At 55.4% G+C, this 24,015-nt stretch carries 23 protein-coding genes and 1 tRNA gene; 17 read left to right on the forward strand and 7 right to left on the reverse strand.

Going from position 1 to position 24,015, the window contains the following annotated elements; translation table 11 throughout:
* Positions 1-72: 72 nt before the first annotated feature.
* Positions 73-987 (reverse strand): hypothetical protein, encoded by a 915-nt coding sequence (locus tag ABLU88_RS10050; protein WP_343466617.1) that lies wholly within the window; start codon positions 985-987, stop codon positions 73-75.
* Between the two features lie 416 nt (positions 988-1,403).
* On the opposite strand from ABLU88_RS10050, the gene ABLU88_RS10055 reads away from it, so the two are divergent.
* The 15 genes from ABLU88_RS10055 to ABLU88_RS10125 all read left to right on the forward strand — a co-directional run bounded on the left by ABLU88_RS10055 (position 1,404) and on the right by ABLU88_RS10125 (position 14,814).
* Complete coding sequence (locus ABLU88_RS10055; protein WP_343466636.1) at positions 1,404-1,997, forward strand: phage baseplate assembly protein V; 594 nt, start codon at positions 1,404-1,406, stop codon at positions 1,995-1,997.
* Positions 1,994-2,341 (forward strand): GPW/gp25 family protein, encoded by a 348-nt coding sequence (locus ABLU88_RS10060; RefSeq protein ID WP_348836447.1) that lies wholly within the window; start codon positions 1,994-1,996, stop codon positions 2,339-2,341. The genes ABLU88_RS10055 and ABLU88_RS10060 overlap by 4 nt, the downstream gene beginning before the upstream one ends.
* A 4-nt stretch (positions 2,342-2,345) precedes the next feature.
* Entirely contained in the window at positions 2,346-3,254 is a 909-nt protein-coding gene (locus ABLU88_RS10065; RefSeq protein ID WP_100680657.1) for a baseplate assembly protein, read from the forward strand.
* A 7-nt stretch (positions 3,255-3,261) separates the two neighbouring features.
* On the forward strand, positions 3,262-3,921 hold the full coding sequence (locus ABLU88_RS10070) for a phage tail protein I (RefSeq protein ID WP_348836537.1): 660 nt from the start codon (positions 3,262-3,264) through the stop codon (positions 3,919-3,921).
* Position 3,922: 1 nt separating this feature from the next.
* The gene (locus ABLU88_RS10075; RefSeq protein WP_224256655.1) at positions 3,923-5,872 is read left to right on the forward strand and encodes a CotH kinase family protein; all 1,950 of its coding nucleotides are present in this window, start codon (positions 3,923-3,925) and stop codon (positions 5,870-5,872) included.
* Between the two features lie 9 nt (positions 5,873-5,881).
* Positions 5,882-7,000, forward strand: coding sequence for a hypothetical protein (locus ABLU88_RS10080; protein ID WP_348836448.1), 1,119 nt, complete (start codon positions 5,882-5,884; stop codon positions 6,998-7,000).
* 51 nt (positions 7,001-7,051) lie between these two features.
* A complete protein-coding gene (locus ABLU88_RS10085; RefSeq protein WP_348836449.1) occupies positions 7,052-8,131 on the forward strand; it encodes a phage tail protein in 1,080 nt (359 codons plus the stop codon).
* A 110-nt stretch (positions 8,132-8,241) separates the two neighbouring features.
* A complete protein-coding gene (locus ABLU88_RS10090; protein ID WP_348836451.1) occupies positions 8,242-9,423 on the forward strand; it encodes a phage tail sheath protein in 1,182 nt (393 codons plus the stop codon).
* Between the two features lie 13 nt (positions 9,424-9,436).
* The gene (locus tag ABLU88_RS10095; RefSeq protein ID WP_014838984.1) at positions 9,437-9,952 is read left to right on the forward strand and encodes a phage major tail tube protein; all 516 of its coding nucleotides are present in this window, start codon (positions 9,437-9,439) and stop codon (positions 9,950-9,952) included.
* 60 nt (positions 9,953-10,012) lie between these two features.
* Entirely contained in the window at positions 10,013-10,288 is a 276-nt protein-coding gene (locus ABLU88_RS10100) for a phage tail assembly protein (protein WP_014838983.1), read from the forward strand.
* A gap of 32 nt (positions 10,289-10,320) precedes the next feature.
* Positions 10,321-10,440 carry a GpE family phage tail protein gene (locus tag ABLU88_RS10105; protein WP_075205861.1) on the forward strand — a complete coding sequence of 40 codons (120 nt, stop codon included), beginning with the start codon at positions 10,321-10,323 and terminating at the stop codon, positions 10,438-10,440.
* Entirely contained in the window at positions 10,433-12,871 is a 2,439-nt protein-coding gene (locus tag ABLU88_RS10110; RefSeq protein ID WP_348836453.1) for a phage tail tape measure protein, read from the forward strand. The genes ABLU88_RS10105 and ABLU88_RS10110 overlap by 8 nt, the downstream gene beginning before the upstream one ends.
* An 11-nt stretch (positions 12,872-12,882) precedes the next feature.
* Entirely contained in the window at positions 12,883-13,362 is a 480-nt protein-coding gene (locus tag ABLU88_RS10115) for a phage tail protein (protein ID WP_064141807.1), read from the forward strand.
* Positions 13,362-14,528: a phage late control D family protein gene (locus ABLU88_RS10120; RefSeq protein WP_348836454.1), complete on the forward strand. Its 1,167-nt coding sequence runs from the start codon at positions 13,362-13,364 to the stop codon at positions 14,526-14,528. The genes ABLU88_RS10115 and ABLU88_RS10120 overlap by 1 nt, the downstream gene beginning before the upstream one ends.
* 67 nt (positions 14,529-14,595) lie before the next feature.
* Positions 14,596-14,814 (forward strand): DNA-binding transcriptional regulator, encoded by a 219-nt coding sequence (locus tag ABLU88_RS10125; RefSeq protein WP_032420109.1) that lies wholly within the window; start codon positions 14,596-14,598, stop codon positions 14,812-14,814.
* A gap of 157 nt (positions 14,815-14,971) precedes the next feature.
* Here ABLU88_RS10125 and ABLU88_RS10130 read toward each other — a convergent pair.
* Positions 14,972-15,047 (reverse strand) — tRNA-Ile (locus ABLU88_RS10130).
* A gap of 124 nt (positions 15,048-15,171) precedes the next feature.
* Here ABLU88_RS10130 and mug point away from each other — a divergent pair.
* Complete coding sequence (gene mug, locus ABLU88_RS10135) at positions 15,172-15,678, forward strand: G/U mismatch-specific DNA glycosylase (protein WP_009651862.1); 507 nt, start codon at positions 15,172-15,174, stop codon at positions 15,676-15,678.
* A 69-nt stretch (positions 15,679-15,747) separates the two neighbouring features.
* On the opposite strand, the gene ABLU88_RS10140 is transcribed toward mug, so the two are convergent.
* From ABLU88_RS10140 to rpsU, 4 genes are all read right to left on the reverse strand, one after another.
* Complete coding sequence (locus ABLU88_RS10140) at positions 15,748-16,410, reverse strand: TetR/AcrR family transcriptional regulator (RefSeq protein WP_064358278.1); 663 nt, start codon at positions 16,408-16,410, stop codon at positions 15,748-15,750.
* A gap of 244 nt (positions 16,411-16,654) precedes the next feature.
* Positions 16,655-18,499 (reverse strand): RNA polymerase sigma factor RpoD, encoded by a 1,845-nt coding sequence (rpoD, locus tag ABLU88_RS10145; RefSeq protein WP_004105908.1) that lies wholly within the window; start codon positions 18,497-18,499, stop codon positions 16,655-16,657.
* Positions 18,500-18,772: 273 nt separating this feature from the next.
* Entirely contained in the window at positions 18,773-20,518 is a 1,746-nt protein-coding gene (dnaG, locus tag ABLU88_RS10150; RefSeq protein WP_014226898.1) for a DNA primase, read from the reverse strand.
* Between the two features lie 233 nt (positions 20,519-20,751).
* Entirely contained in the window at positions 20,752-20,967 is a 216-nt protein-coding gene (gene rpsU / locus ABLU88_RS10155) for a 30S ribosomal protein S21 (protein ID WP_001144069.1), read from the reverse strand.
* Positions 20,968-21,330: 363 nt separating this feature from the next.
* On the opposite strand from rpsU, the gene tsaD reads away from it, so the two are divergent.
* Complete coding sequence (tsaD, locus tag ABLU88_RS10160; RefSeq protein WP_025105907.1) at positions 21,331-22,344, forward strand: tRNA (adenosine(37)-N6)-threonylcarbamoyltransferase complex transferase subunit TsaD; 1,014 nt, start codon at positions 21,331-21,333, stop codon at positions 22,342-22,344.
* Positions 22,345-22,391: 47 nt separating this feature from the next.
* Here the strand turns inward: tsaD and ABLU88_RS10165 are convergent, their stop codons facing one another.
* A complete protein-coding gene (locus ABLU88_RS10165; protein WP_025105908.1) occupies positions 22,392-23,999 on the reverse strand; it encodes a cytosine permease in 1,608 nt (535 codons plus the stop codon).
* Positions 24,000-24,015 lie beyond the last annotated feature (16 nt).

Below are 24,015 nucleotides of genomic sequence, written 5' to 3' on the forward strand. Positions count from 1 at the left end.
AACTCTACGTCGGGTCAAAATGAAAGTGAAACAGAATCCTTACCCTGCCAGATAGCAGCCGCTTGTTAGTGATTATATTGATATGATTTTCATGCCTTTTTGCTCTTGTACTTCTTTTTTGAAAACATCGAAAAGGAGCTCATCTTTAATGATTTGGTCTATAGTCATTTTTCCCATTACCAAGTCATGTATTACAGAGTAATACGATAATAAAAGTTCATGAATAGAAATGGAAATATCTCGCCCACGAACTATATCCGTACCGATCCCCACATTAAATTCTTGATCATAAATCGCGTTAGTCAACTTGTAGTAATCATTTGATAAATCGAAATACACGAGTGGCACCTCATATTTTCCTCTTGCTATATCTGATTTAAAAATATACCTGAAGCCATCCGTGCTAACTTTTAGTTGAATACCTGCAATGATAGCGCAATTCGAACTGTTAGTTATCTGTAATAGCTCCTCTTTTTCATTCTCCTTGTTTATCCATATAACATCACGCTGCGGATCTGTCGGGTTATATTTTGTCGGATATAGCCTCTGGGTTGAATTCAATCCTGTTCCAATTGCTCTAAAGGAATCCAAACTCTTATGTGGGATTTTTCCTTTTCGAGCATACATTCCCCATAAGCGGTTTGCTACTACGCTTTCATTGCATTCTTTTACCACCATTGCTTCTGCAATTTTGCCGAGTAGACGCATAACCGAAACGTTTGGATCTGACGTGACAATGATTTTAGCATATAAAAATCCTTCATCATTTACGTCAACTAAACCCAACTCTTCAGACAATATAGTCATCAAGTCATAACCATGGGCGTGTGCTACCAAGCCGCTGTTTCGCATCCCGAAATTCCAGTCATTAAGTGGCTGGATATTTGATAGATCAATGCTGCCGTCATTATTCAAGCTCGCAATAACTAGTTGTGGCTTCCTATAAAGTGGAGCACCAAATTGATCTACAATTGTTGTTTTTTGCATCCAATATCCTTTGAGCCAGTGATAGTTTATTGACTAAAAATGCCGACTTTAACAGTTGATTTCAAGCATAGTGTAAACTTGTCCGACAATACTTGATACTCATTGAGCCCTATCTGTAGACCAGCCTAATTAGCTCAGCTAGAAATCTATACAAAATGCTTTAGGGCAGCGATTACTGTAGCTTGACCATTCTAAGCTGAAGTAACCCTGACGGAACACTGCTTCACGGAGCAGGCCGTCAGATTGGGTCTGGCTCCGTGCCACGGATGTGTCAGGTCAAATCCGGGCTAATATTGATACCGTTGTGCCAGCCAGGGCAAAACGCCCGCAGATTGCCGCCGGAACACCCCGGCGGCATCCTTTCCCCTATGAATACTCTCGCATCTATCCAGGAACTCGCCCGCGCGATACGCAACATGATCCGCACCGGCATCGTCGTCGAAACTGACCTCGACTCCGGGCGCTGTCGCGTACAGACCGGCGGCATTTATACAGACTGGCTCCAGTGGCTGACGCACCGGGCCGGGCGCTCGCGCACATGGTGGGCTCCCTCTGTTGGCGAGCAGGTGATGATTCTGGCCGTGGGCGGTGAGCTCGATACAGCGTTTGTGCTGCCGGGTATTTATTCCGACGACAACCCCGCTCCGTCTGCCTCGGCGGATGCGTGGCACGTTGAGTTTCCCGACGGTGCCGTTATGAGTTATGAGCCGGAAACCGGCGCGCTGACCGTCACCGGCATTAAAACCGCCGATGTGACCGCATCCGATTCGGTTGCCGTCAGCGTGCCGGTGGTGCGGGTCAAAGCCTCCACCCGCGTCACCCTCGATACCCCGGAGGTGGTCTGCACCAACAAGCTGACCACCGGTACGCTGGAGGTGAAGCAAGGCGGCAGGATGTCCGGCGATATTGAGCACAGTGGCGGCGCTTTCACATCAAACGGTGTCCAGGTGGATAAACACGGTCACGGTGGCATCAGACGCGGCGATGAATGGACGGAGGGCACCCAATGACAGCCCGTTATCTTGGTATGAACCGCGCGACCGGCGAACGTATTTCAGACGTGGACCATATCAGCCAGAGCATCGGGGATATTCTGCGCACGCCCGTCGGTTCCCGCGTCATGCGTCGTGAGTACGGCTCGCTGTTGTCGCAGATGACTGACCAGCCTCAGACCCCGGCGCTTGAGCTGCAAATTATGGCGGCGTGCTACATGGCGATCCTGAAGTGGGAACCGCGCGTCAGGCTGACCAGTATCACCACGGCGCGGCAGTTTAACGGCCTGATGGTCGTCGAGGTGACCGGACAAATCACCGATACCGGCGAGAGCCTTTCCTTAACCATTCCTGTGAGTTGAATCTATGGCAGTTATCGACCTGAGCCAGCTCCCCGCGCCAGATGTGGTGGAAACGCTGGATTTTGAAACCATCCTCGCAGAGCGTAAGGCTACGCTGGTTTCGCTCTACCCGGAGGATGAGCAGGAGGCGGTCGCCAGAGCGCTGACGCTGGAGTCAGAGCCACTGGTGAAATATCTGGAAGAGAATGCCTACCGGGAGGTGATTTTACGCCAGCGTATTAACGAGGCGGCACAGGCCGGCATGGTGGCCTATGCCATCAAAAACGACCTCGACCAGCTTGCGGCAAATAATAACGTTGAACGCCTGGTCATCACCGCCGCAGACGACACCCAAATCCCGCCGGTGGCGGCGGTCATGGAGTCCGACAGCGATTTACGTCAGCGCATCCCGGCGGCCTTTGAAGGCATGAGCGTTGCCGGGCCAGCCGGTGCCTATGAATTTCACGCCATGAGCGCCGATGGTCGTGTGGCGGATGCCTCGGCGAACAGTCCCGCCCCCGCAGAAGTCACTGTCGCGGTGTTGTCGCGGGAAGGTGACGGCACGGCATCGAATGATTTGCTGCTGGCCGTCAGTACGGCGCTGAATGATGAGACGGTACGCCCGGTCGGTGACCGCCTGACAGTCGTCTCGGCTGAGATTATCCCTTATGCGGTCGACGCCGTGCTGTACGTGTACCCCGGCCCGGCGACCGAGCCGATTCTGGCCGCCGCCAGAACGCAGTTAACCGCCTATATCACTGAGCAGCGTCGCCTCGGTCGTGACATCCGGATGTCAGCGATATACGCCGCGCTGCATGTGCAGGGTGTCCAGCGCGTTGAGCTGCTTCAGCCACGGGCGGATGTGGTGCTCGATAAAACTCAGGCCGCGTACTGCACCGACACCCGCGTGGTGATTGGGGGCTCGGATGAGTAATTCACTGATGGCGACCGGGTCATCACAGCTGGAACAGCGCGCTGCCGCCGCGTGTGCCGTCATCAGTGACCTGAATGTCCCCTTGCGTGACCTGTGGGATCCGTGGAAATGCCCGGTGAAATTCCTGCCGTATCTGGCGTGGGCGTTTTCCGTCGACCGCTGGGAGGAAACCTGGTCAGAGAGGGAAAAGCGCCAGGCGGTCAGCGATGCGTTCTGGATCCACCAACGCAAGGGAACGGTGGCGGCGGTTCGCCGGGTGATTGAAAACCTCGGCTACAGCATGACGCTTCAGGAGTGGTGGGAGGTAGCCGACCCCGCCGGGACATTCCGCCTTGAGATTGACCTGAATGATATCGGTATTACCGAGACGATGATTAAGGAGCTGGAGCGGATTATTGGCGATGCGCGACCGGTCAGTCGCCATATTGCCCGCCTGTCACTGTCGGCGGGGACCACCGGCCCGGTGTATACCGGCGCGGCTTCGTGCGGTGGGGAGGTCATCAGCGTGTATCCGCCGGAATACACGCCGGATGAGGCTGCCCGTTATGACGGCGGCGGGTTCCATTCCGGCTCGGTCACCTATACCGAAAACCAGCGGGGAGAAGACCCTCACCGCTATGACGGTCGCACTTTTCACGATGGCCGTAGCGTTTACGCAGGAGAATAACATGAGTGCAATTAACGAACAGACGAAATGGGAAGATGAGGTTTACCTGCTGGCGCGTGAAGACCGGGTGGAGGGCGGCATTTATGGTCCGTCAAACAAACAGGCCAGGCAACTGGCGAACCGTACCCGCTATTTAAAAACCGCCGTTGAGTCGCTGCAGGACTACCGGGATTACACCTTCTTCATGACTCCGGATGACCCGGACGGCACTGTTGCGGGGCTTGCCGGTACGCCGGAGGGGAAACTCTTTCGCGTGGTGGTGCCTGACAGCGAGGGGCAACTGCTGGCCTTTATCTATTACCAGAAGCGCAACGGCCAGGCGAACCGGCTGAATGCGCTGGCAAGCCAGCAGGCGATTACGTCCCTGCGACAGCAGCTGGAGCAGGACACCGGCGCTGCGCTGGATGGCCTGACCGCATTGCAGTCCGGTCTCCAGTCGCTGACGGCCGCCCTGATGCAGCTCGGTCTTGATGAGATGGCCGCGCAGGTGACCAGCATGGCCGCTTCACAAAAAAGCCAGTCAGACCAGATTCAGGCGCTGATGCTGGCGTTTCAGTCCGGTATGCGGGCGCTGGCTCTGGTGGAGGCCACCCCCGAAGAGGTGGAAAGTCATCAGCTGAGTAACCTCTATGCCTTCCAGGTGCTGGCCCGTCAACTGCTCCCGCTCGACGGCTTCGACCCCTCAGCGGCAGGCAGCGGCACGGGAAACCGGGAGGCACAGGCGAAATATCCGGGCGTGTTTGCCTTCGGTGAGCCGCGCGGTCTGATTCGCCTGGACGTGACCTCCGACAGCGGCGCACCGACCAGCAAGGACAACCCGGTTAACGGCATCTTAAAGGTGGACGTCGACGGGGAGATGTTCACGGCATACGTGTCCTTCAAGGTTCAGGGGGCCTCGTCTGCGGGATATCCGAAAAAGAACATGAAATTCGAGCTGTTTGCCGACGCGGCACATACCGAAAACGTCAGCCTGAAAATCGGTGATGTGGTGCCGAAGGACAAATGGATTTTCAAGGCGAACTGGATTGACTCGACCCATCTGCGCAATGTGCTCTGCTACAACCTGTGGCAGAAGGTGATGGCGACCCGCAGCGGCTGGCCGCGCCGGGATATTGATAACAGCTACGTGGGGAAACTGGGGGCCAGCGCCATTGATACCGGTGCCATCGGCTGCCCGAAGGGGTACGCCTGCGTGCTGTATATCAACGGTGAGTTTTACGGGATAGGGGATTTTCTCTACAACTCGTCCCGCAAGGATTACAACATCGCCAAAAACAGCCCGGAGCAAATCATGATTATCTGGGACGGGGCGATTAACATCCCGGCGCTCACGGATAACGGCACCTGGGTGATGGACTCACCCTCGAAACCCACGGCGGAAACGGCTGCCTGCCTCGACCGCTGGCGGGACTTCGCGCAGTCCGCGCAGGACGCGTTTACCGCCGCTGCCGGTACGCATCTGGATAAAAACAACGTGGTGGATTTCTACGTCTTCCTCAGCTTTATCTGCGCCCCGGACTGCGTGCAGAAGAACACCACGTTTATCACCTGGGACGGCACGAAATGGTTTTTCATGCCCTATGACCTGGATACCACCTTTGGTCTGCATTACGCCGGGACGTCCATTGCCTATCCGCCAGACCTGAATCTGTTTGATAACGGTCTCGCCATGCAGGTCAACCGCACCTTCTGGAAGAAGGTCCGTACCACCTTCCAGGCGGAAATGAATGCCCGCTATGCGGAACTGCGGGATAACGGTCTGTTTTCACAGCGCGGCGTGCTGGAGCTGGCCCGCGACCTGCTGGGACGCTACACCCCGGAACTGATGCAGGCTGAATATGAAAAATGGCCGAATGTGCCCTCCCTGAGCATCACCAGTCTGGACCAGATGATGGACTGGACCCGACAGCGTATTGCATACCTGGACACTTTTTTCAGCTACCACCAGTAAGGACCCACCATGACCACGATTTTAGTCAAAGATGCGCTGCGGACCTCCGTTGAGGCAGCTTCGGGCGGAAAACAGACGGTGCTGTATACCCCGAAGGGGCAGCCGACCTTTGTGAATATTATCCCGAAGGTCAGTATCGAAAGCCTGAACCCGGCGCTGGGGATTTCCGGCGTACACCCGGCCTTTAAGCAGGGCGACAGGGAAATCCCGTATCTGTATGTCGGAACCTATCAGGGATGCGTGCTGAACGGCGAGGTCCTGAGTCTGCCCAGTGTGGATGCGAATGCCTGTAACGCAACCAGCGCCACTCTTATCCCGTTACTGAAAGCGATGGGCAGCACCTGGCACGGTATGACGTCGGTCGAGTGGGCGCTGATGCAGGCGATGGCCGTGAAAAGCCGGTACAGTCCCCTGGGTGCCGATGTGTACGGCAAGTCCACGCTGGATGCGACCCAGACCGGACGCCGTATCGACGGCAAAGAGGCAGGCGATTTGTCCTCACAGTCTCCGCGCATTTATACCGGCTCCGGTCCGGTCTCTTACCGCCAGGACAAAAAATACAACGGCATCAGCGACCTTGCCGGAAACGTCTGGGAGCGTACCTACGGCGCACGTGTGGTGGGTGGCGAAATCCAGCTCTACGGGACCGGCAATGAGGCCGCGCTCGCCGCCTCCGCTGTGTTCAGTGCGCACGGCGCTGATGTGCCGGGCTGGTACGCCATCCATGCGGTGACCGGGGCTTTTATCACCCCGACGCACACCGGGAACACCACCACGGCGGACTATGTGGCCACCACCCCCAACAGCGTGAGGGCGGTGACAAAGACCACCGGGCTGGCTGACAACGAGTTTTATCACCCGGCCTGGGGCGGGACCTTCGTTCAGCCGCAGAACACGCTGCCGGAAGCGGTAAAAAATCTTCTGGAGCTGTATGGCGTGTGGCCGTCCCTGACCGGCAAGGCGATTATCCCGGCAGGGTCCACCGTCAACTACAACGCAGGCGCGACAAGCTGCATGCATCCGGTGCGCGGTAAGAACGATATTTTCCAGTTTGGCTTTGCCAACAATATCGAGGTGCTGAATTCCGAGATGGGTCTGCGCCCGGTGTATTACGCGCCCCTGAGTTAATCCCGAGGCCGCCCCGCTCCGGCGGGGAAGCCCGCTATTACGGACTGCCTTATGAGTAAAAAATTCAGCGCCATACTGACCGCGCAGGGGGCTGAACGCCTGGCCGCTGCGGCGGTGAAGGGTATCCCCCTGGGTATCACTCACATGGCCGTCGGTGACGGGGGTGGCGTCCTGCCGGTGCCGTCCCCGGGCCAGACCGCCCTGATTAACGAGCAGTACCGCGCACCGTTAAACCGGCTGGTTATCGCCGACCAGGCGGCAAATGTTATCCGCGCCGAAATGATAATGCCGCCGCAGGCCGGGGGCTTCTGGATACGCGAGGCCGCACTCTTTGACGAGACCGGTATCTGCCTGGCGGTGGCGAACCTGCCCGAATCCTACAAGCCGCTTCTGGCGGAAGGGTCGGGACGTTTTCAGGTGATTAATATCTGGCTGATGGTAAGCCAGACTGCCGATGTGCAGATGATTGCGGACCCGTCAGTCATCCTGGCGACGGTGGAAGAAGTCCGCCGGGCGGGGAACAACGCCAAAGATTATGCTGATGACATTGTTTCCACCCTGGAGAATGAGACAAGGGAGGCCATCACCTCAGCGGTCAGCACCGCTATCCGTGAGTTCTGGGAAGCGGAAAACCCCGTCGGCACGGTCCGGTTTTACAGCCAGCATGTGGACCCGAATGAACGCTATCCGTGGTCAACGTGGACCTATACCGGTGAAAACAGAACCATTCGCGTGGCAAAAGCGGACGGCTCGAATGTCGGCACCACCGGTGGCAGCGATACCGTTAACATCCAGCGTGCTAACCTGCCAGCGGAGCAGATAAACATCAGCGGCACCGCATCGAATGTGGAAGAGCAGAAACTCTTAACAGGAAGCGGCGGCGGGCACCGGCACCAGGGCGGTATGCTTGCACCGGGTGAGGCGTGGGATACGAATTATGTCGTTGGCTCTGATAATGACAGCCGCCGGACGCGAAACTATACAAGCACCGACGGTGAGCACAATCATGAATACACGGTGCCGGGTCACGGTCACACGGTCAGCGGTAAGACAGAAAACCTCGGTAACGGTCAGGCAGTCAGTGTTGTTGAGGCCCATACTTTGCTGATGTGCTGGAGCCGCGTTGCCTGACTCTCTGACGGTCATTCCTGTTGTACTGTCCCTGCTACAGCGGGGATGACTCGTCACTCCTTCCCCCACGACTGAAAATAATGCTCACCCTTAACCACGGAGTTAAACGGATGAGCGATTTTCATCACGGCGTCCAGGTTGTCGAGATTAACGACGGCACCCGCGTCATTTCCACCGTATCCACAGCGATTATCGGTATGGTCTGCACGGCCAGCGATGCCGATGCCGCCACCTTCCCGCTCAACAAGCCCGTACTGATCACCAGCGTGCAAAGCGCCATTGCGAAAGCGGGTACCAAAGGCACCCTGGCCGCCTCCCTCCAGGCCATCGCCGACCAGTCAAAACCGGTCATTGTTGTCGTGCGCGTTGCTGAAGGGGCGGGCAACGATGCCGAAGCGCAGACTGTCTCTAATATCATCGGCGGCACTGACGAGAGCGGCAATTACACCGGGCTCAAAGCGCTGCTCACGGCTGAGGCCGTCACCGGCGTTAAACCGCGCATCCTCGGCGTGCCGGGTCTCGACTCCCTCGAAGTGGCGACCGCGCTCGCGCCGGTTTGTCAGAAGCTGCGCGCCTTTGGCTATATCAGCGCCTGGAACTGTCAGACCCTTTCCGAGGCCATGCTTTATCGTAAGAATTTCAGCCAGCGCGAGCTGATGGTTATCTGGCCGGATTTTCTGGCATGGGATACCACGGCGAACGCGACCGAAACCGCCTGGGCGACCGCCCGCGCGCTGGGCCTGCGCGCCAGAATCGACCAGGAAACAGGCTGGCATAAAACCCTGTCAAACGTTGGCGTGAATGGCGTCACCGGCATCAGCGCGTCGGTCTTCTGGGATTTGCAGGAGTCCGGCACCGATGCCGACCTGCTGAACGAGGCTGGCGTCACCACACTTATTCGCAAAGACGGTTTCCGCTTCTGGGGTAACCGCTGTTGCTCCGATGACCCGCTGTTCCTGTTCGAGAACTACACCCGCACTGCGCAGGTTATCGCCGACACCATGGCCGCGGGTCACATGTGGGCAGTCGACAAGCCCATCACCGCCACCCTGATCCGTGACATCGTTGCGGGTATCAATGCGAAATTCCGCGAGATGAAAACGGCGGGCTACATCGTCGATGCGACCTGCTGGTTTGATGAAGCGGCCAACGACGCGGCGACCCTCAAAGCCGGGAAATTGTATATCGATTACGACTATACGCCGGTTCCCCCTCTCGAAAACCTGACGCTGCGCCAGCGTATTACCGATAAATACCTGGCGAATCTGGTGTCATTGGTGAACAGCAATTAAGGAGCCTTAACCCATGGCAATGCCGCGAAAACTTAAATTCCTGAACACATTTCTGGATGGCGTCAGCTACCTCGGCGTTATCGAGTCCGTCACTCTGCCAAAACTGACCCGTAAGCTGGAAAACTACCGGGGCGGCGGGATGTCCGGCTCGGCTCCGGTCGATTTCGGCCTCGACGATGATGCGCTGACGATGGAAATCTCCCTCGGCGGCTTCCCTGACGATGCTATCTGGTCGCTTTACGGTGCCGTCGGTACCGGGACGCTGCTGCGCTATGCAGGCTCGTACCAGCGGGACGATACCGGCGAAACCGTCGCGGTGGAAGTTGAGACCCGTTTCAAGGTGAAGGAAGTCGATAACGGCGAGAGCAAACAGGGAGAGGATACCAGCAGCAAGTTATCGCTGGTCTGCACGTACTACAGGCTGACCATGAACGGTAAAGAGCTGGTTGAAATCGACGTCCTCAACATGATTGAGAAGGTGAACGGCGTCGACCGGCTCGACCAGCACCGCCGCAATATCGGCCTGTAATTTTTCCCCGGTCAGCACGGCTGGCCGGTTAACCCCGAATCCGTAAACAGCGAGAAACTTATGAGCAAAGAAAATATCGTCACCCTGGAAAACCCCATCAAACGCGGCGAGCAGGTCATCGAAACCATCACCCTGATGAAACCCAACGCCGGAACCCTGCGCGGCGTCAGCCTGGCCGATGTCGCCCGCTCTGAAGTCGACGCCCTGATTAAGGTGCTGCCGCGTATGACCAGCCCGTCACTGACCGAGTCGGATGTCGTCATGATGGATTTGCCCGACCTGATGGCGCTGGCAACGAAGGTGATCGGTTTTTTGTCGCCGAATTTGGTGGATTAAATTTCCCGAAAAATCTGTCGGTTGATGACCTGATGGCGGATATCGCGGTGATTTTTCACTGGCCGCCATCAGAGTTGTATCCCATGAGCCTGACCGAACTTACCACCTGGCGAGAAAAGGCCATTCAACGAAGCGGACACACGAATGAGTAGCGACGTTAAATTACAGGTTTTACTCAAGGCTGTTGACCAGGCGACCCGCCCGTTTAAAACCATCCAGACAGCGAGCAAAGCGCTGTCTGGTGATATCCGGGAGACTCAAAAATCACTGCGTGAACTGAATGGCCAGGCATCCCGTATTGACGGGTTTCGCAAGGCCAGCGCGCAGCTCGCCGTTACCGGTCATGCGCTTGAGAAAGCCAAAGCAGAGGCAGAGGCGTTAGGCACTCAGTTTAAAAATACTGAGCGCCCGACCCGGGCACAGGCGCAGGCACTGGAATCCGCTAAACGTTCTGTGGAAGGGTTACAGAAGAAATACAACAGCCTTACCGAGTCAGTGAAACGGCAACAGCGCGAACTCGGTGCTGTGGGCATTAATACCCGCAATCTTGCTAACGATGAAAAAGGGCTAAAAAACCGGATAAGTGAAACGACGGCGCAGCTTAATCGCCAGCGGGAGGCACTGGCGCGCGTCAGCGCGCAACAGGCGAAGCTCAACGTGGTTAAGCAGCGATATCAGGCCGGTAAAGCGCTTGCCGGAAACGCAGCGACAATGGGGGCCGCCGGTATTGGTATGGCGACAACCGGCACGCTTGCCGGGGTGGCGCTAATGAAGCCCGGTTATGATTTTGCGCAGAAAAACGCTGAGTTACAGGCGGTGCTCGGTGTGGCAAAAGACTCGGCAGAAATGTCAGCGTTGCGAAAACAAGCCCGGCTGCTGGGTGACAATACTGCCGCCTCTGCCGATGATGCGGCCGGTGCTCAGATTATTATCGCGAAAGCGGGCGGCGATGCGGCAGCAATCCAGGCGGCGACCCCCGTCACGCTTAATATGGCGCTTGCTAACCGTCGGACGATGGAGGAGAACGCCGGTTTGCTGATGGGGATGAAATCAGCTTTCCAGCTTACTAACGATCAGGTCTCTCACATCGGTGATGTCCTGTCGATGACAATGAATAAAACCGCCGCAGATTTTGACGGGTTGAGTGATGCACTGACCTATACCGCGCCGGTGGCGAAAAATGCCGGTGTCAGTATTGAGGAAGCCGCTGCAATGGTTGGCGCACTTCATGATGCGAAAATTACAGGTTCAATGGCGGGGACGGGGAGTCGTGCCATTTTAAGTCGACTCCAGGCACCCACCGGGCAGGCATATACGGCGATTAAAGAGCTCGGGATTAAAACAGCAGACAGTAAAGGGAATACCCGCCCTGTATTTACCATCCTGAAGGAAATGCAGGCCAGTTTTGAAAAAAATAAGCTGGGTACCGGTCAGCGCGCCGAATACATGAAAACGATATTCGGTGAAGAGGCCAGCTCGGCCGCCGCTGTTCTGATGAACGCAGCGCAATCGGGAAAGCTGGACCAACTCACTGCGGCATTTAAAGCCTCGGACGGCAAGACGGAGGAACTGGTTAAGGTCATGCAGGATAACCTCGGCGGTGACTTTAAAGAATTTCAGTCTGCTTATGAGGCCGTGGGGACTGACCTGTTTGACCAGCAGGAATCCTCCTTACGCAAACTGGTGCAAACGACGACTGGCTACGTGCTCAAACTTGATAATTGGATCCAGCGTAATAAAGCGCTCGCGCAGACCCTTGGCGTCATTACCGCCGTGGCTATCGGTGTCGTGGGTATGATCGGGACCATTGGGCTGATTGCCTGGCCGGTGATAACAGGCGTGAATGTCATCATCGCCGCTGCGACGGCGCTCGGTGCCGTATTTACTACGGTGGCCGGCGGCATCATTACCGCTATCGGCGCGATTTCCTGGCCGGTTGTTGCGGTCGTGGCTGCGATTGTCGCCGGGGCATTGCTCATCCGTAAATACTGGGAACCTGTCAGCGCATTTTTCGGCGGTGTAATTGACGGCTTGCGGGCCGCCTTTGCGCCCGTAGCTGACCTGTTTGCGCCACTTAAACCGATGTTTGACTGGCTGGGCGGAAAGCTTAAAGCCGCATGGGACTGGTTTAACAACCTTATCGCGCCGGTCAAATCCTCGCAGGAGACGTTAAACCGTTTTCGTGATGCCGGTGTGTTGTTCGGCCAGCGACTGGCAGATGCCTTAACGTTGCCACTGACAGCATTTAATAAGCTGCGCAGCGGTATTGACTGGGTGCTTGAGAAGCTCGGCGTTATCAATAAAGAGTCCAGCACGCTTGACCAGACTGCCGCGAAAGCCAGTGCCGCCACGCAGGGTAACTCTTATATTCCCGCGACCAGCACTTATGGCGGTTATCAGGCTTATCAGCCTGTGACGGCTCCCGCCGGTCGTACCTACATTGACCAGAGCAGCCCGACTTATCAAATCAACATGCCGGGTGGTGCGCCGGGTGGTCAACTCGGGAACCAGTTGCAGGACGCGTTAGAAAAATATGAACGCGATAAGCGGGCCAGAGCCCGAGCCAGCATGATGCACGATTAAGGAGGCTGATGATGATGCTTGCTCTTGGAATGTTTGTTTTCATGCGTCAGACGCTGCCCCACCAGACGCTTCAACGCGATGCAGAGTATCGATGGCCATCAAATTCCCGCGTTGGTAAGCGGGATTCGTTTCAGTTTTTAGGGCCGGGAGAGGAAAAAATCACCCTGGCCGGAACGCTTTACCCGGAGCTCACTGGCGGAAAGTTGACGATGACGGCTATCCGCCTGATGGCTGACCAGGGGCGCGCCTGGCCGTTACTGGATGGCACCGGCACGATTTACGGTATGTACGTCATCAATAATATCAGCGAGACAGGAAGCCTGTTTTTTGCTGACGGCACGGCGCGCAAAATTGATTTTACGCTGACGCTCACCCGCGTGGATGAATCCCTTGCGGCGCTGTATGGCGATATCGGCGAACAGGCAAAATCACTGATTGGCAAGGCGGGAAATATGGCCTCGTCAGTGGCTGGCATGGTGGGGATCAGCTGATGCTCGATATGCTGAATCTGAATGCGGGTGGCGTACTTACACCCGATTTTATGCTGATGCTCGACAGCAAAGATATAACCGGCAATATCAGTAACCGGTTGATGAGTCTGACGATGACCGACAATCGGGGATTTGAGGCCGATCAGCTCGATATTGAGCTCGATGATGCTGACGGGCTTGTCGAGCTGCCGTTACGCGGTGCCGTACTGACGCTGTACCTCGGGTGGAAAGGCTTTGCGTTGACGGGTAAGGGAAGTTTTACCGTCGATGAGGTTGAACATCATGGCGCGCCGGATACGGTGACAATCCGCGCCCGTAGCGCCGATTTTCGCGGAACGCTGAACTCACGTCGGGAAGAGTCATGGCATGACAAGACGCTCGGCGAAATTGTGGCGGCGATAGCGGCACGTAACAAACTGACGTCAAGTGTTATACCGGAGCTGGCTGGAATAAAAATTCCGCATATCGATCAGTCACAGGAATCGGACGCCAAATTTTTGACACGCCTCGCCGAGCGAAACGGCGGTGAGGTTTCGGTAAAAGCCGGAAAATTACTTTTTCTGAAAGGCGGGCGCGGGGTTACAGCCAGCGGAAAAGCCATTCCGCAGGTCACGATCACCCGCAGCGATGGCGACCGCCATCAGTTTTCCATTGCTGACCGTGGGGCGTATACCGGCGTTACGGCAAAATGGTTGCACACCAAAGACCCGAAGCCACAAAAGCAAAAGGTCGCACTAAAACGCATACCTAAAGAGCAGCATTTACGCGCGCTACAGCATCCCAAAGCCAAACCGGTAACGAAGAAAAAAACGCAGAAGACGCCGGAAGCCAGGGAAGGTGAATACATGGTCGGCGAGGATGACAACGTGTTCGCCCTGACGACCATTTTTTCAACCAAAGCACAGGCGATGCGAGCCGCCCAGGCCAAATGGGACAAACTGCAACGTGGGGTGGCTGAGTTTTCTATCAGACTGGCGATGGGGCGCGCAGACCTCTACCCTGAAACGCCGGTGCAAGTGTCGGGGTTTAAGCGCGTCATAGACGAGCAATCATGGACAATCACGAAGGTTACTCATTCTCTAAGTAATATCGGCTTCACGACGAGCATGGAGCTTGAGGTTAGATTGTTGGATGTAGATTACGGTTCTGAAGAGGCAGAAGAATAAAGTTATTCTCAAATGGTGAAAATGTGAGTATCATTTATTCACTTTATGTGAATTTATTGGGTGTGAAATGTTCCATTGTCCGAAATGTCAGCACGCGGCACATGCGCGCACCAGTCGCTATCTTAGTGAGAATACCAAAGAGCGTTACCATCAATGCACGAACATAAATTGCAGTTGTACGTTTGTAACGATGGAATCGGTGGAACGTTTTATTGTTACACCTGGTACGATAGTTCCGGCCCCACCGCACCCGACTGTTGGTGGTCAGCGGCCATTGTGGCTCTGATAAATTTCTGCTAAATGCCCGCCGCGTGCGGGTTTTTTTATGCCCTCAGTTTAGTGGCGGTAAAAAATCCACCGCCATTCTATCGCCACTCAAAAACAAGACAACAAAAAAGCCACTCTTTTGAGTGGCTTAATTATATGATTTTAAAGCTAAAATATGGTGGCCCCTGCTGGACTTGAACCAGCGACCAAGCGATTATGAGTCGCCTGCTCTAACCACTGAGCTAAGGGGCCGTGGCGAGGGATTATAAAGTAACTGTTCCCCGCAATCCAGCCTAAAAATCACGCCTGCTGTTTTTATAAACAACGCATTTTCAATCCTTTATAATTACCTTTTAGGCATTGAGCTGGGGAAAACATGATTAACGATATTCTGGCGCCGGACCTGCGGGTGGTCTTTTGCGGTATCAATCCGGGGAAGTCTTCCGCCCATACCGGTTTTCATTTCGCCCATCCGGGCAATCGCTTCTGGAAAGTGATTCACCAGGCCGGCTTTACCGACCGTCTTCTGAAACCCGAGGAGGAACTCCAGCTGCTGGATACTCGCTGCGGGATTACGATGCTAGTCGAACGCCCGACGGTGCAGGCCAGCGAGGTTGAGCTGCTGGAGCTCCGCGACGGTGGCCGTGAACTGGTCAGAAAAATGGAAGAGTATCAGCCGCGCGCGCTGGCGATCCTGGGTAAACAGGCCTTCGAGAAAGCGTTTCAGGTGCGCGGCGTAAAATGGGGCAAGCAGCAGGTGACCATTGGGGCGACGGAAGTTTGGGTGCTGCCGAATCCCAGCGGCCTCAACCGGGCGACGCTGGATAAACTGGTGGAGGCCTACCGGGAGCTTGACGAGGCGCTGGCCACGCGAGGGCTTTAATGCATTTCCGACGACAAAAGGGTTACGGCTTTCACCCCGGTCGTCGGCGGCTGGCTTAAGCCTGAGGCTTTAGTCAGCTTTTTCGCAATCACTAATATTCCCTTTTTCTATCATGAATAAGAGGGCGTCAAAAGCGAAGTCGAGAAAGGCTTTACGGTCTTTCTCAAGGTGACGTAAAAGACATTCTTCTCTGTACGAGGACTTTTCCACTAGCCCGGTCAGGCAGAGCCAGAACAGCATCATGACGTCTGCGACGGGAGCATTTAATCCAATCTCTTTTTTTTCGGCGGCGTCTGTGATTCGCTTTGCGATAATCTGGTGGATCTGTTCTCCAGTCATTGCGATATTTTTCAACGCCTTATTGTTTTTAGTGATTTTTTCAGAACAGGCGATCTTCCCGGCTATCGCGGAAAAGTAGGCAAGGCTTGTTTCGTGGAGAGCCATCAGCGCATGGCACAGCTCGCGATAAAATTCGCGAAATGAATTTTGCCGATTGGCGATTGGTATGAGCTCCTGATAGAAACGCGCCATTACCTCCAGGATAAGATGATCCAGAATATCCTTTTTATTGTCGAAATAGGTATAAAGCGTGGTTTTACTAAAACCGGCTTCATGTGCGATCTCATCCATGGTGGTACTTTCTATTCCACGGCTTAGAAATAATGTATTAGCGGTGGTTAAAATAACCGTTCTATTAAAATCAGCCAGCTGAATTTTACGCTTGCTATTCATTTCATTTCCCTATGATTTGCCTGCGGTTTTAGGCGTAAATACGCCCCATCAACCAACCAATAGTACAATTGTAAAACTATGAGTCCAGCGGTTTAATGGCACATAAATAAATAATAAGAATAAGACCTGGATATATATTGATGGGTTTTATATTGGGGTTTTAATATTTATTAAATAAATAGTTTCTGCTTAGACATAAAAAAAGCCAGTCATGTGACTGGCTTTTCAGGGGACGCGGCGATAATTAATCGTCGAGGAAGCTACGCAGCACTTCAGAACGGCTCGGATGGCGCAGTTTACGCAGCGCCTTCGCTTCGATCTGACGAATACGTTCGCGGGTTACGTCAAACTGTTTACCCACTTCTTCCAGCGTGTGATCGGTATTCATGTCGATACCAAAGCGCATACGCAGGACTTTCGCTTCACGGGCGGTCAGGCCAGCCAGAACGTCGTGGGTGGCGGCGCGCAGGCTCTCGGTGGTGGCAGAGTCCAGCGGCAGCTCGAGGGTGTTATCCTCGATAAAATCTCCCAGATGCGAATCTTCATCGTCGCCAATCGGCGTTTCCATGGAGATAGGCTCTTTGGCGATTTTCAGCACCTTACGAATTTTGTCTTCCGGCATCAGCATGCGTTCTGCCAGTTCTTCCGGCGTCGGCTCGCGACCCATCTCCTGCAGCATCTGGCGGGAAATACGGTTGAGCTTGTTGATAGTCTCAATCATATGCACCGGAATACGGATGGTGCGCGCCTGGTCTGCGATAGAGCGGGTGATCGCCTGACGGATCCACCAGGTTGCGTAGGTGGAGAACTTGTAGCCGCGGCGGTATTCAAACTTATCAACCGCCTTCATCAGACCGATGTTGCCTTCCTGGATCAGATCGAGGAACTGCAGACCGCGGTTGGTGTATTTCTTGGCGATCGAGATAACCAGACGCAGGTTCGCTTCAACCATCTCTTTCTTCGCACGGCGCGCTTTCGCTTCACCGATGGACATACGACGGTTGATATCTTTTACCTGCTCGATGGTCAGGCCGGTCTCTTGTTCAATCTGCTGCAGTTTCATCAGGCCGCGCTGAACGTCTTCTTTCACGTCAAGCAGCTTCTCTGACCACGGCTTGTTCATGGCGATGGCCGCATTGAACCAGGTTTCGCTGGTTTCGTTGCCGGTGAACAGAGTGATGAAGTTTTTCTTCGGCATTTTGCACTGCTCAACGCACAGCTTCATGATGATACGTTCTTGAGTACGAACGCGATCCATCATGATACGCATGCTGTTAACCAGGTAATCGAACTGCTTCGGTACCAGACGGAACTGTTTGAACACTTCGGACAGCTTGAGGATCTCTTCCTGCGCTGCGGCGTGGCTACGACCTTTCGCTTTGATGGTGTCGCGGGTCAGTTCGTACTGCGTACGCAGCTCGGCGAATTTCTCGCGCGCCAGCTCGGGGTCGATGCTGTTGTCGTCATCGCTGCTGTCGTCGTCTTCTTCTTCATCTTCGTCTTCGTCGTCATCCATCTCTTCCTGAGAGAGTTCAGAACCGACGTGCGTCGCCGTTGGCGCCATATCTTCTTCGGCGTTCGGGTCGACAAAACCGGTGATCAGATCGGACAGACGCGCTTCTTCCGCTTCAACGCGATCGTACTGCTCCAGCAGATAGGTGATCGCTTCAGGGTATTCAGCCACCGAGCACTGAACCTGGTTAATGCCGTCTTCGATACGTTTAGCGATGTCGATTTCGCCTTCGCGCGTCAGCAGTTCGACGGTACCCATTTCACGCATGTACATGCGCACCGGGTCGGTTGTGCGTCCGATTTCAGACTCAACGCTGGAGAGAACCTGCGCCGCAGCTTCTTCCGCATCTTCGTCAGTATTGTTGTTCGTTTCAGCAAGCAAAAGATCATCGGCATCCGGTGCTTCTTCCATCACCTGAATGCCCATGTCGTTGATCATTTGGATGATGTCTTCGATCTGGTCGGAGTCGACGATATCTTCCGGCAGATGGTCATTGACCTCGGCATAGGTCAGATAGCCTTGCTCCTTACCACGTTGGACAAGAAGCTTCAGCTGTGACTGCGGGTTTTGCTCCATAAGACGGTATCCACACTTAATTCGTTTGATTGGTGTAAGCAGGCGAACTGCCAACATTTAAAGCGAGGGCGTACTTATATTATTGCCGCTGCGCCTCGAGCGGCTGTCGGGGTCTTCCCGAACGATATTCGGCACTTAAGCCGTTCAATGCGTTATCTTTCAAGTTGTCTCTGCGTTAGCTACGTTCTCTCATCCTGGTCATGTGCTTGTGCGCACTCCCGGGGATTCGTTCTCTTGCTGCCTTGATACAACTTGAATGAGTTTGTCTTTCGTTTATTTTTTGGCCAGTTCCTGGCTGATGGTCCAGAGTTCCCGGCGCTCTTCACTGCTTAAGCCGTGCGTGCGGTCGCGAGCTATCAACTCTTCTTGCCGCAGCTCCAGCAGTGAATCAAACATATGGTTGAGCGAGTCGGTGAAGGTTTTTTCAGCAATATCCTTATCTGCTATATCGTCCCACATCGACAGTTTTTCAAGGGTTGCGGCCTCATTTGTGCCGCGATACTGCTCTAACAGCAGCCCGGTGGTCAGGCCCGGCTGTGCCAAACAGGTTTTAACCAGTTCGTTGAACAACCCAAGCCCCGGCATTTTACGCGGGTCCAGCCCTTCCAGGGGCGGTACCAGCGGCGCCAGATCCGGGTTTTGTACCAGTAACCCTATCAGTATACGCATGGTCGTGCGTTTTAGCTGCGGAGCAGGGCGCTGGATGCCATTTTCAGACTGTTTTGGCATTAAACGTTCAAGCTGCGCATCATCTAAAATCCCCAGCTTATTGCCTAACTCCTGGCGCAGGTAAATGCGCAGCGTTTCACCCGGCACCTGCGTTATCAGCGGCAGCGCTAAGGTACTCAGCTGCGCGCGGCCGTCCGGGGTGCTCAAATCCACCTGCGGTAGCAGGCTGTTGAACAAAAACGTGGAGAGCGGTTGAGCCTGCTCCATCCGCGCTTCAAATGCGGCTTTCCCTTCTTTGCGCACCAGCGTATCCGGGTCTTCGCCATCCGGCAGAAACATAAAGCGCAGCTGGCGCCCGTCGGTCATATACGGCAGCGCCGTTTCCAGCGCGCGCCAGGCGGCATCGCGGCCGGCCCGGTCGCCGTCGTAGCAGCAAACCACCTGATTGGTGACCCGGAACAACAGCTGAATATGGTCAGCGGTCGTCGACGTCCCCAGCGATGCAACGGCATAGTTAATGCCGAACTGCGCCAGGGCCACCACGTCCATATAACCTTCGACCACCAGCAGGCGGGGCGGTTCAGCGTTATCCTGCTGCGCTTCATAAAGACCGTACAGCTGGCGGCCTTTATGGAAAATATCGGTCTCCGGGGAGTTCAGATACTTCGGCATGGCGTCACCCAGCACGCGACCACCAAAACCAATCACCCGGCCTCGCTTATCGCGGATGGGGAACATCACCCGTTCGCGGAAGCGGTCGTAACTGCGTCCCTGATCGTTAGTGACCAGCATGCCCGCATCAATCAGCGACTGGCGGTTTTCTTGATTACCGCCAAAACGTTTTAAAACGTTGTCCCAACCGGGAGGGGCGTAGCCAATCGCGAAGCGCGTAATCACCTCGCTGCTTAAGCCGCGTTTTTCCAGATACTGGCGCGCGGGGCCGGCGGCGGGTTGCATCAGAGACTGTTGATAAAACGTGTTCAGACCATCCATCAGCTGATAGAGATTTTGCCGCTGATGGCGCTCAATCTGGCTGGGTCCGCTACCTGCTTCATACGGCACGTCTAAATTATGCATGGCAGCCAGCTCTTCGACGGTTTCCACGAACTCGAGCTTGTCGTAGTTCATCAGGAAGTCGATAGCGTTGCCGTGCGCACCGCAGCCGAAGCAGTGGTAAAACTGTTTTTCACCGTTGACGGTGAAAGAGGGGGTTTTTTCGTTATGGAACGGACAGCACGCGTGAAAATTTTTGCCCTGCTTTTTCAGCTTTACCCGGGCATCGATCAGATCGACGATATCGGTGCGCGCCAGCAGGTCATTGATAAATACTCGTGGAATTCGTCCAGCCATATGCCCCGTTTTATACACGTTACCCTTCAAGCTGCCTCTGCGTTGGCTTCGCTCGTTCACCCTGTCACTTACTTCGGTAAGCTCCGGGGACTCACTCCCTTGCCGCCTTGATGCATCTTGAATGATTGAGTGTATATGCTAATGCATAAACGAAAATAAGCCGCGCATTCCTTTCGGAAGCACGGCCTTACAACTACAACTCGGTCTGAATTGAGAGCGTGGCTCCCAACAGATTAGTACAGACGAGTGCGGCGTGCGTTTTCGCGAGCCAGTTTCTTCGCGTGACGTTTCACTGCGGAAGCTTTAGCGCGTTTACGTTCGGTAGTCGGTTTTTCATAGAACTCACGACGACGAACTTCCGCCAGAACACCTGCTTTTTCGCATGAACGTTTGAAGCGACGCAGCGCTACGTCGAACGGCTCGTTTTCACGTACTTTAATTACCGGCATGTAACTCTCACCTTTGATAAATTCGGTTTGCCGCTGGCATCAGCGCCAGCTTATTTCAAAATGGTGCGGAATTTTACTGCAATTGCTGCTGCTTTGTAAAGCACCGACGCGATTTTTGAAAGGGACTTTTATAAGGACAGGGAGTATACACGAAGTGAACGCCAGGGGTGAGGAAAGTTTTATACCCGTCGTCTTTCAGCCCGCAGGAGCGTTGGCTTTTCTCGCTTACCCCAGTCACGTACTTTCCGTACGCTCCGGGGGATGCGCTGCGTCGCCGCCTTCCCGCGACCTGAAATTCTTAGGGTATACATCAACCCGCATTGGTCCTACACTGCGCGGTATTGAAACGAGGTAAAACTAGCCATGCGTGTACTGGGAATTGAAACATCCTGCGATGAAACCGGCATCGCCATTTATGACGACGAAAAAGGTCTGTTAGCCAACCAGCTGTATAGTCAGGTGAAATTGCACGCTGACTACGGCGGCGTGGTGCCCGAGCTGGCCTCGCGCGACCACGTACGTAAAACCGTCCCCCTGATTCAGGCGGCGCTCAAGGAAGCCGGGCTGACGGCAAAGGATATCGATGCCGTTGCGTATACGGCGGGCCCCGGCCTGGTGGGCGCGCTGTTGGTCGGCGCAACGGTTGGCCGTTCGCTGGCGTTCGCCTGGAACGTGCCGGCGATCCCGGTACACCATATGGAAGGGCACCTGCTGGCCCCGATGCTGGAAGATAATCCGCCGCAGTATCCTTTTGTCGCGCTGCTGGTTTCCGGCGGCCATACCCAGCTGATCAGCGTCACCGGCATTGGCCAGTATGAACTGCTGGGCGAATCGATTGACGACGCGGCGGGCGAAGCCTTCGATAAGACAGCGAAACTGCTGGGGCTGGATTATCCCGGCGGCCCGATGCTGTCGAAGATGGCCTCCCAGGGCACCGAAGGGCGCTTTGTCTTCCCGCGCCCGATGACCGACCGCCCCGGGCTGGATTTCAGCTTTTCTGGCCTCAAGACCTTTGCCGCGAACACCATTCGCAGCAACGGCGATGACGATCAAACCCGCGCCGATATCGCCCGCGCTTTCGAAGATGCGGTCGTGGATACGCTGATGATTAAGTGCCGCCGCGCGCTGGATCAAACCGGCTTTAAACGGCTGGTGATGGCGGGGGGCGTCAGCGCGAACCGTACGCTGCGCGCGAAGCTGGCGGAAATGATGAAAAAGCGCGGTGGTGAAGTCTTCTACGCTCGTCCTGAATTCTGTACCGATAACGGCGCGATGATTGCCTATGCGGGGATGGTCCGTCTGCGCTCCGGCGCTAAAGCGGAGCTCGGCGTCACCGTTCGTCCGCGCTGGCCGCTGGCCGAGCTTCCGGCGGCATAACGTCTGATATTTCACAGGCCGACGTCCTGTCGGCCTGCCTTCGCGACTTATTCCATACTCTTACACAGCGAGCAAATCGCCCCCTGGTGCTTGTGCGAATGCATCACGTCAGGACGTTCGTACTCTTCCCGGCAGCTCAGGCAGCGGTAAACGGTGATCGACGCGTTACCCTGCGCATCGTAGCGCGGCTCGGCGATACCATCATCGTGCTGTTTAATGTAATAGCGCCCGCGGGTGGCGATCCCCATGACCGGCGTCATCACGAAAGCCACCGCCAGCGCAATCAGCGGCGAGAACGGCGCCAGCGTTTCGCCCAACAGGCCGAAGAAGGCGCTAATCGACAGGCCTGCCGCAAGGGCAAAAGAGACCACGCCTACCGGGTTGACGTTGTAGATCATCCCGCGGCGATACTCCGGCTGCGCCGGCGCCAGCTTCAGCACCCCTTTGTTGACGGTGATGTCGGTGGCCACCACCACCACCCAGGCGATGGCAAAGTTAGAATAGAAGCCGAGGATCCACGCCAGAGCGCTAAACATGTCGCCTTCCATCAGGGCAAGGGCAATCGTCAGGTTGACGATGACGAAAATAATCCGCCCCGGATAACGTTTGGTGGTGCGCGTCCAGGCGCTGGTCCACGCCAGCGAGCCGGAATAGGCGTTGGTGACGTTAATTTTAATCTGCGAGATAACCACCAGCACCACCGCGAGGGTGAGCGCCAGCCAGCCGGGGACCAGGTTATCGAAGACGCTGACGAACTGTTGCACCGGTTCGGTGTTGTGCACCGCCGGGAAGCGGGTCAGCAGATAGAAGCCGAGGAAAGCGCCGATAATCTGTTTAATCGCGCCTAATACGACCCAGCCCGGGCCGGCGGAGAACACCGCCAGCCACCAGCTTTTGCTGTTTTCCGCGGTCTTCGGCGGCATAAAGCGCAGATAGTCGATCTGCTCGCCAATCTGCATGATCAGCGACAGGCACACCCCCGCGCCGAGCATAATGGCGGTTAAATCTACCGTTGAAGCGTTGTTTTTACCGGCGAAGTTCATAAAGCCGTCCACCAGATCCGGGTCTTTGGCGATAAGCCAGGCCACCGGAACCACCATCAGGACCAGCCACAGCGGCGTCGTCCAGACCTGAAGGCGAGTCAGCGCCTTCATGCCGTAGACCACCAGCGGCAAGACCATCAGCGTGGCGATGAGGTAGCCCATCCACAGCGGGATCCCCAGGCCCACCAGCAGCCCCTGCGCCATGATCGAGCCTTCAAGCGCGAAGAAGATAAAGGTAAATCCGGCGAAGATAATACTGGTGATCACCGAACCAAAGTAGCCGAAACCGGCGCTGCGGGTGATCAGGTCGAGGTCGATGTTATAGCGCGCGGCGGTAATCGCCAGCGGAATACCGGTAAGAAAAATAACCAGCGCCGCCAGCAGGATCGCGTAAATCGCATTGGTGGTGCCCCAGGCCATGCCGATGCTGGCGCCGATAGAAAAGTCAGCCAGATAGGCGATGCCGCCCAATGCGGTCACCGCGACAACCCCCGGTCCCCAGCGGCGAAAGCTCAGCGGAGCATAGCGAAGGGTATAATCTTCCAGCGTTTCTTTGGAGCCGGAGGCACTGGTTTGCGCAGGTAAATCAGTTTTTATATCCAGTGATGACATAGTCATTCCTTAATGG

This window comes from Klebsiella sp. GW_Kp182, assembly GCF_040062275.1.
In the GTDB taxonomy this organism is placed as follows: Bacteria; Pseudomonadota; Gammaproteobacteria; order Enterobacterales; family Enterobacteriaceae; genus Klebsiella; species Klebsiella michiganensis.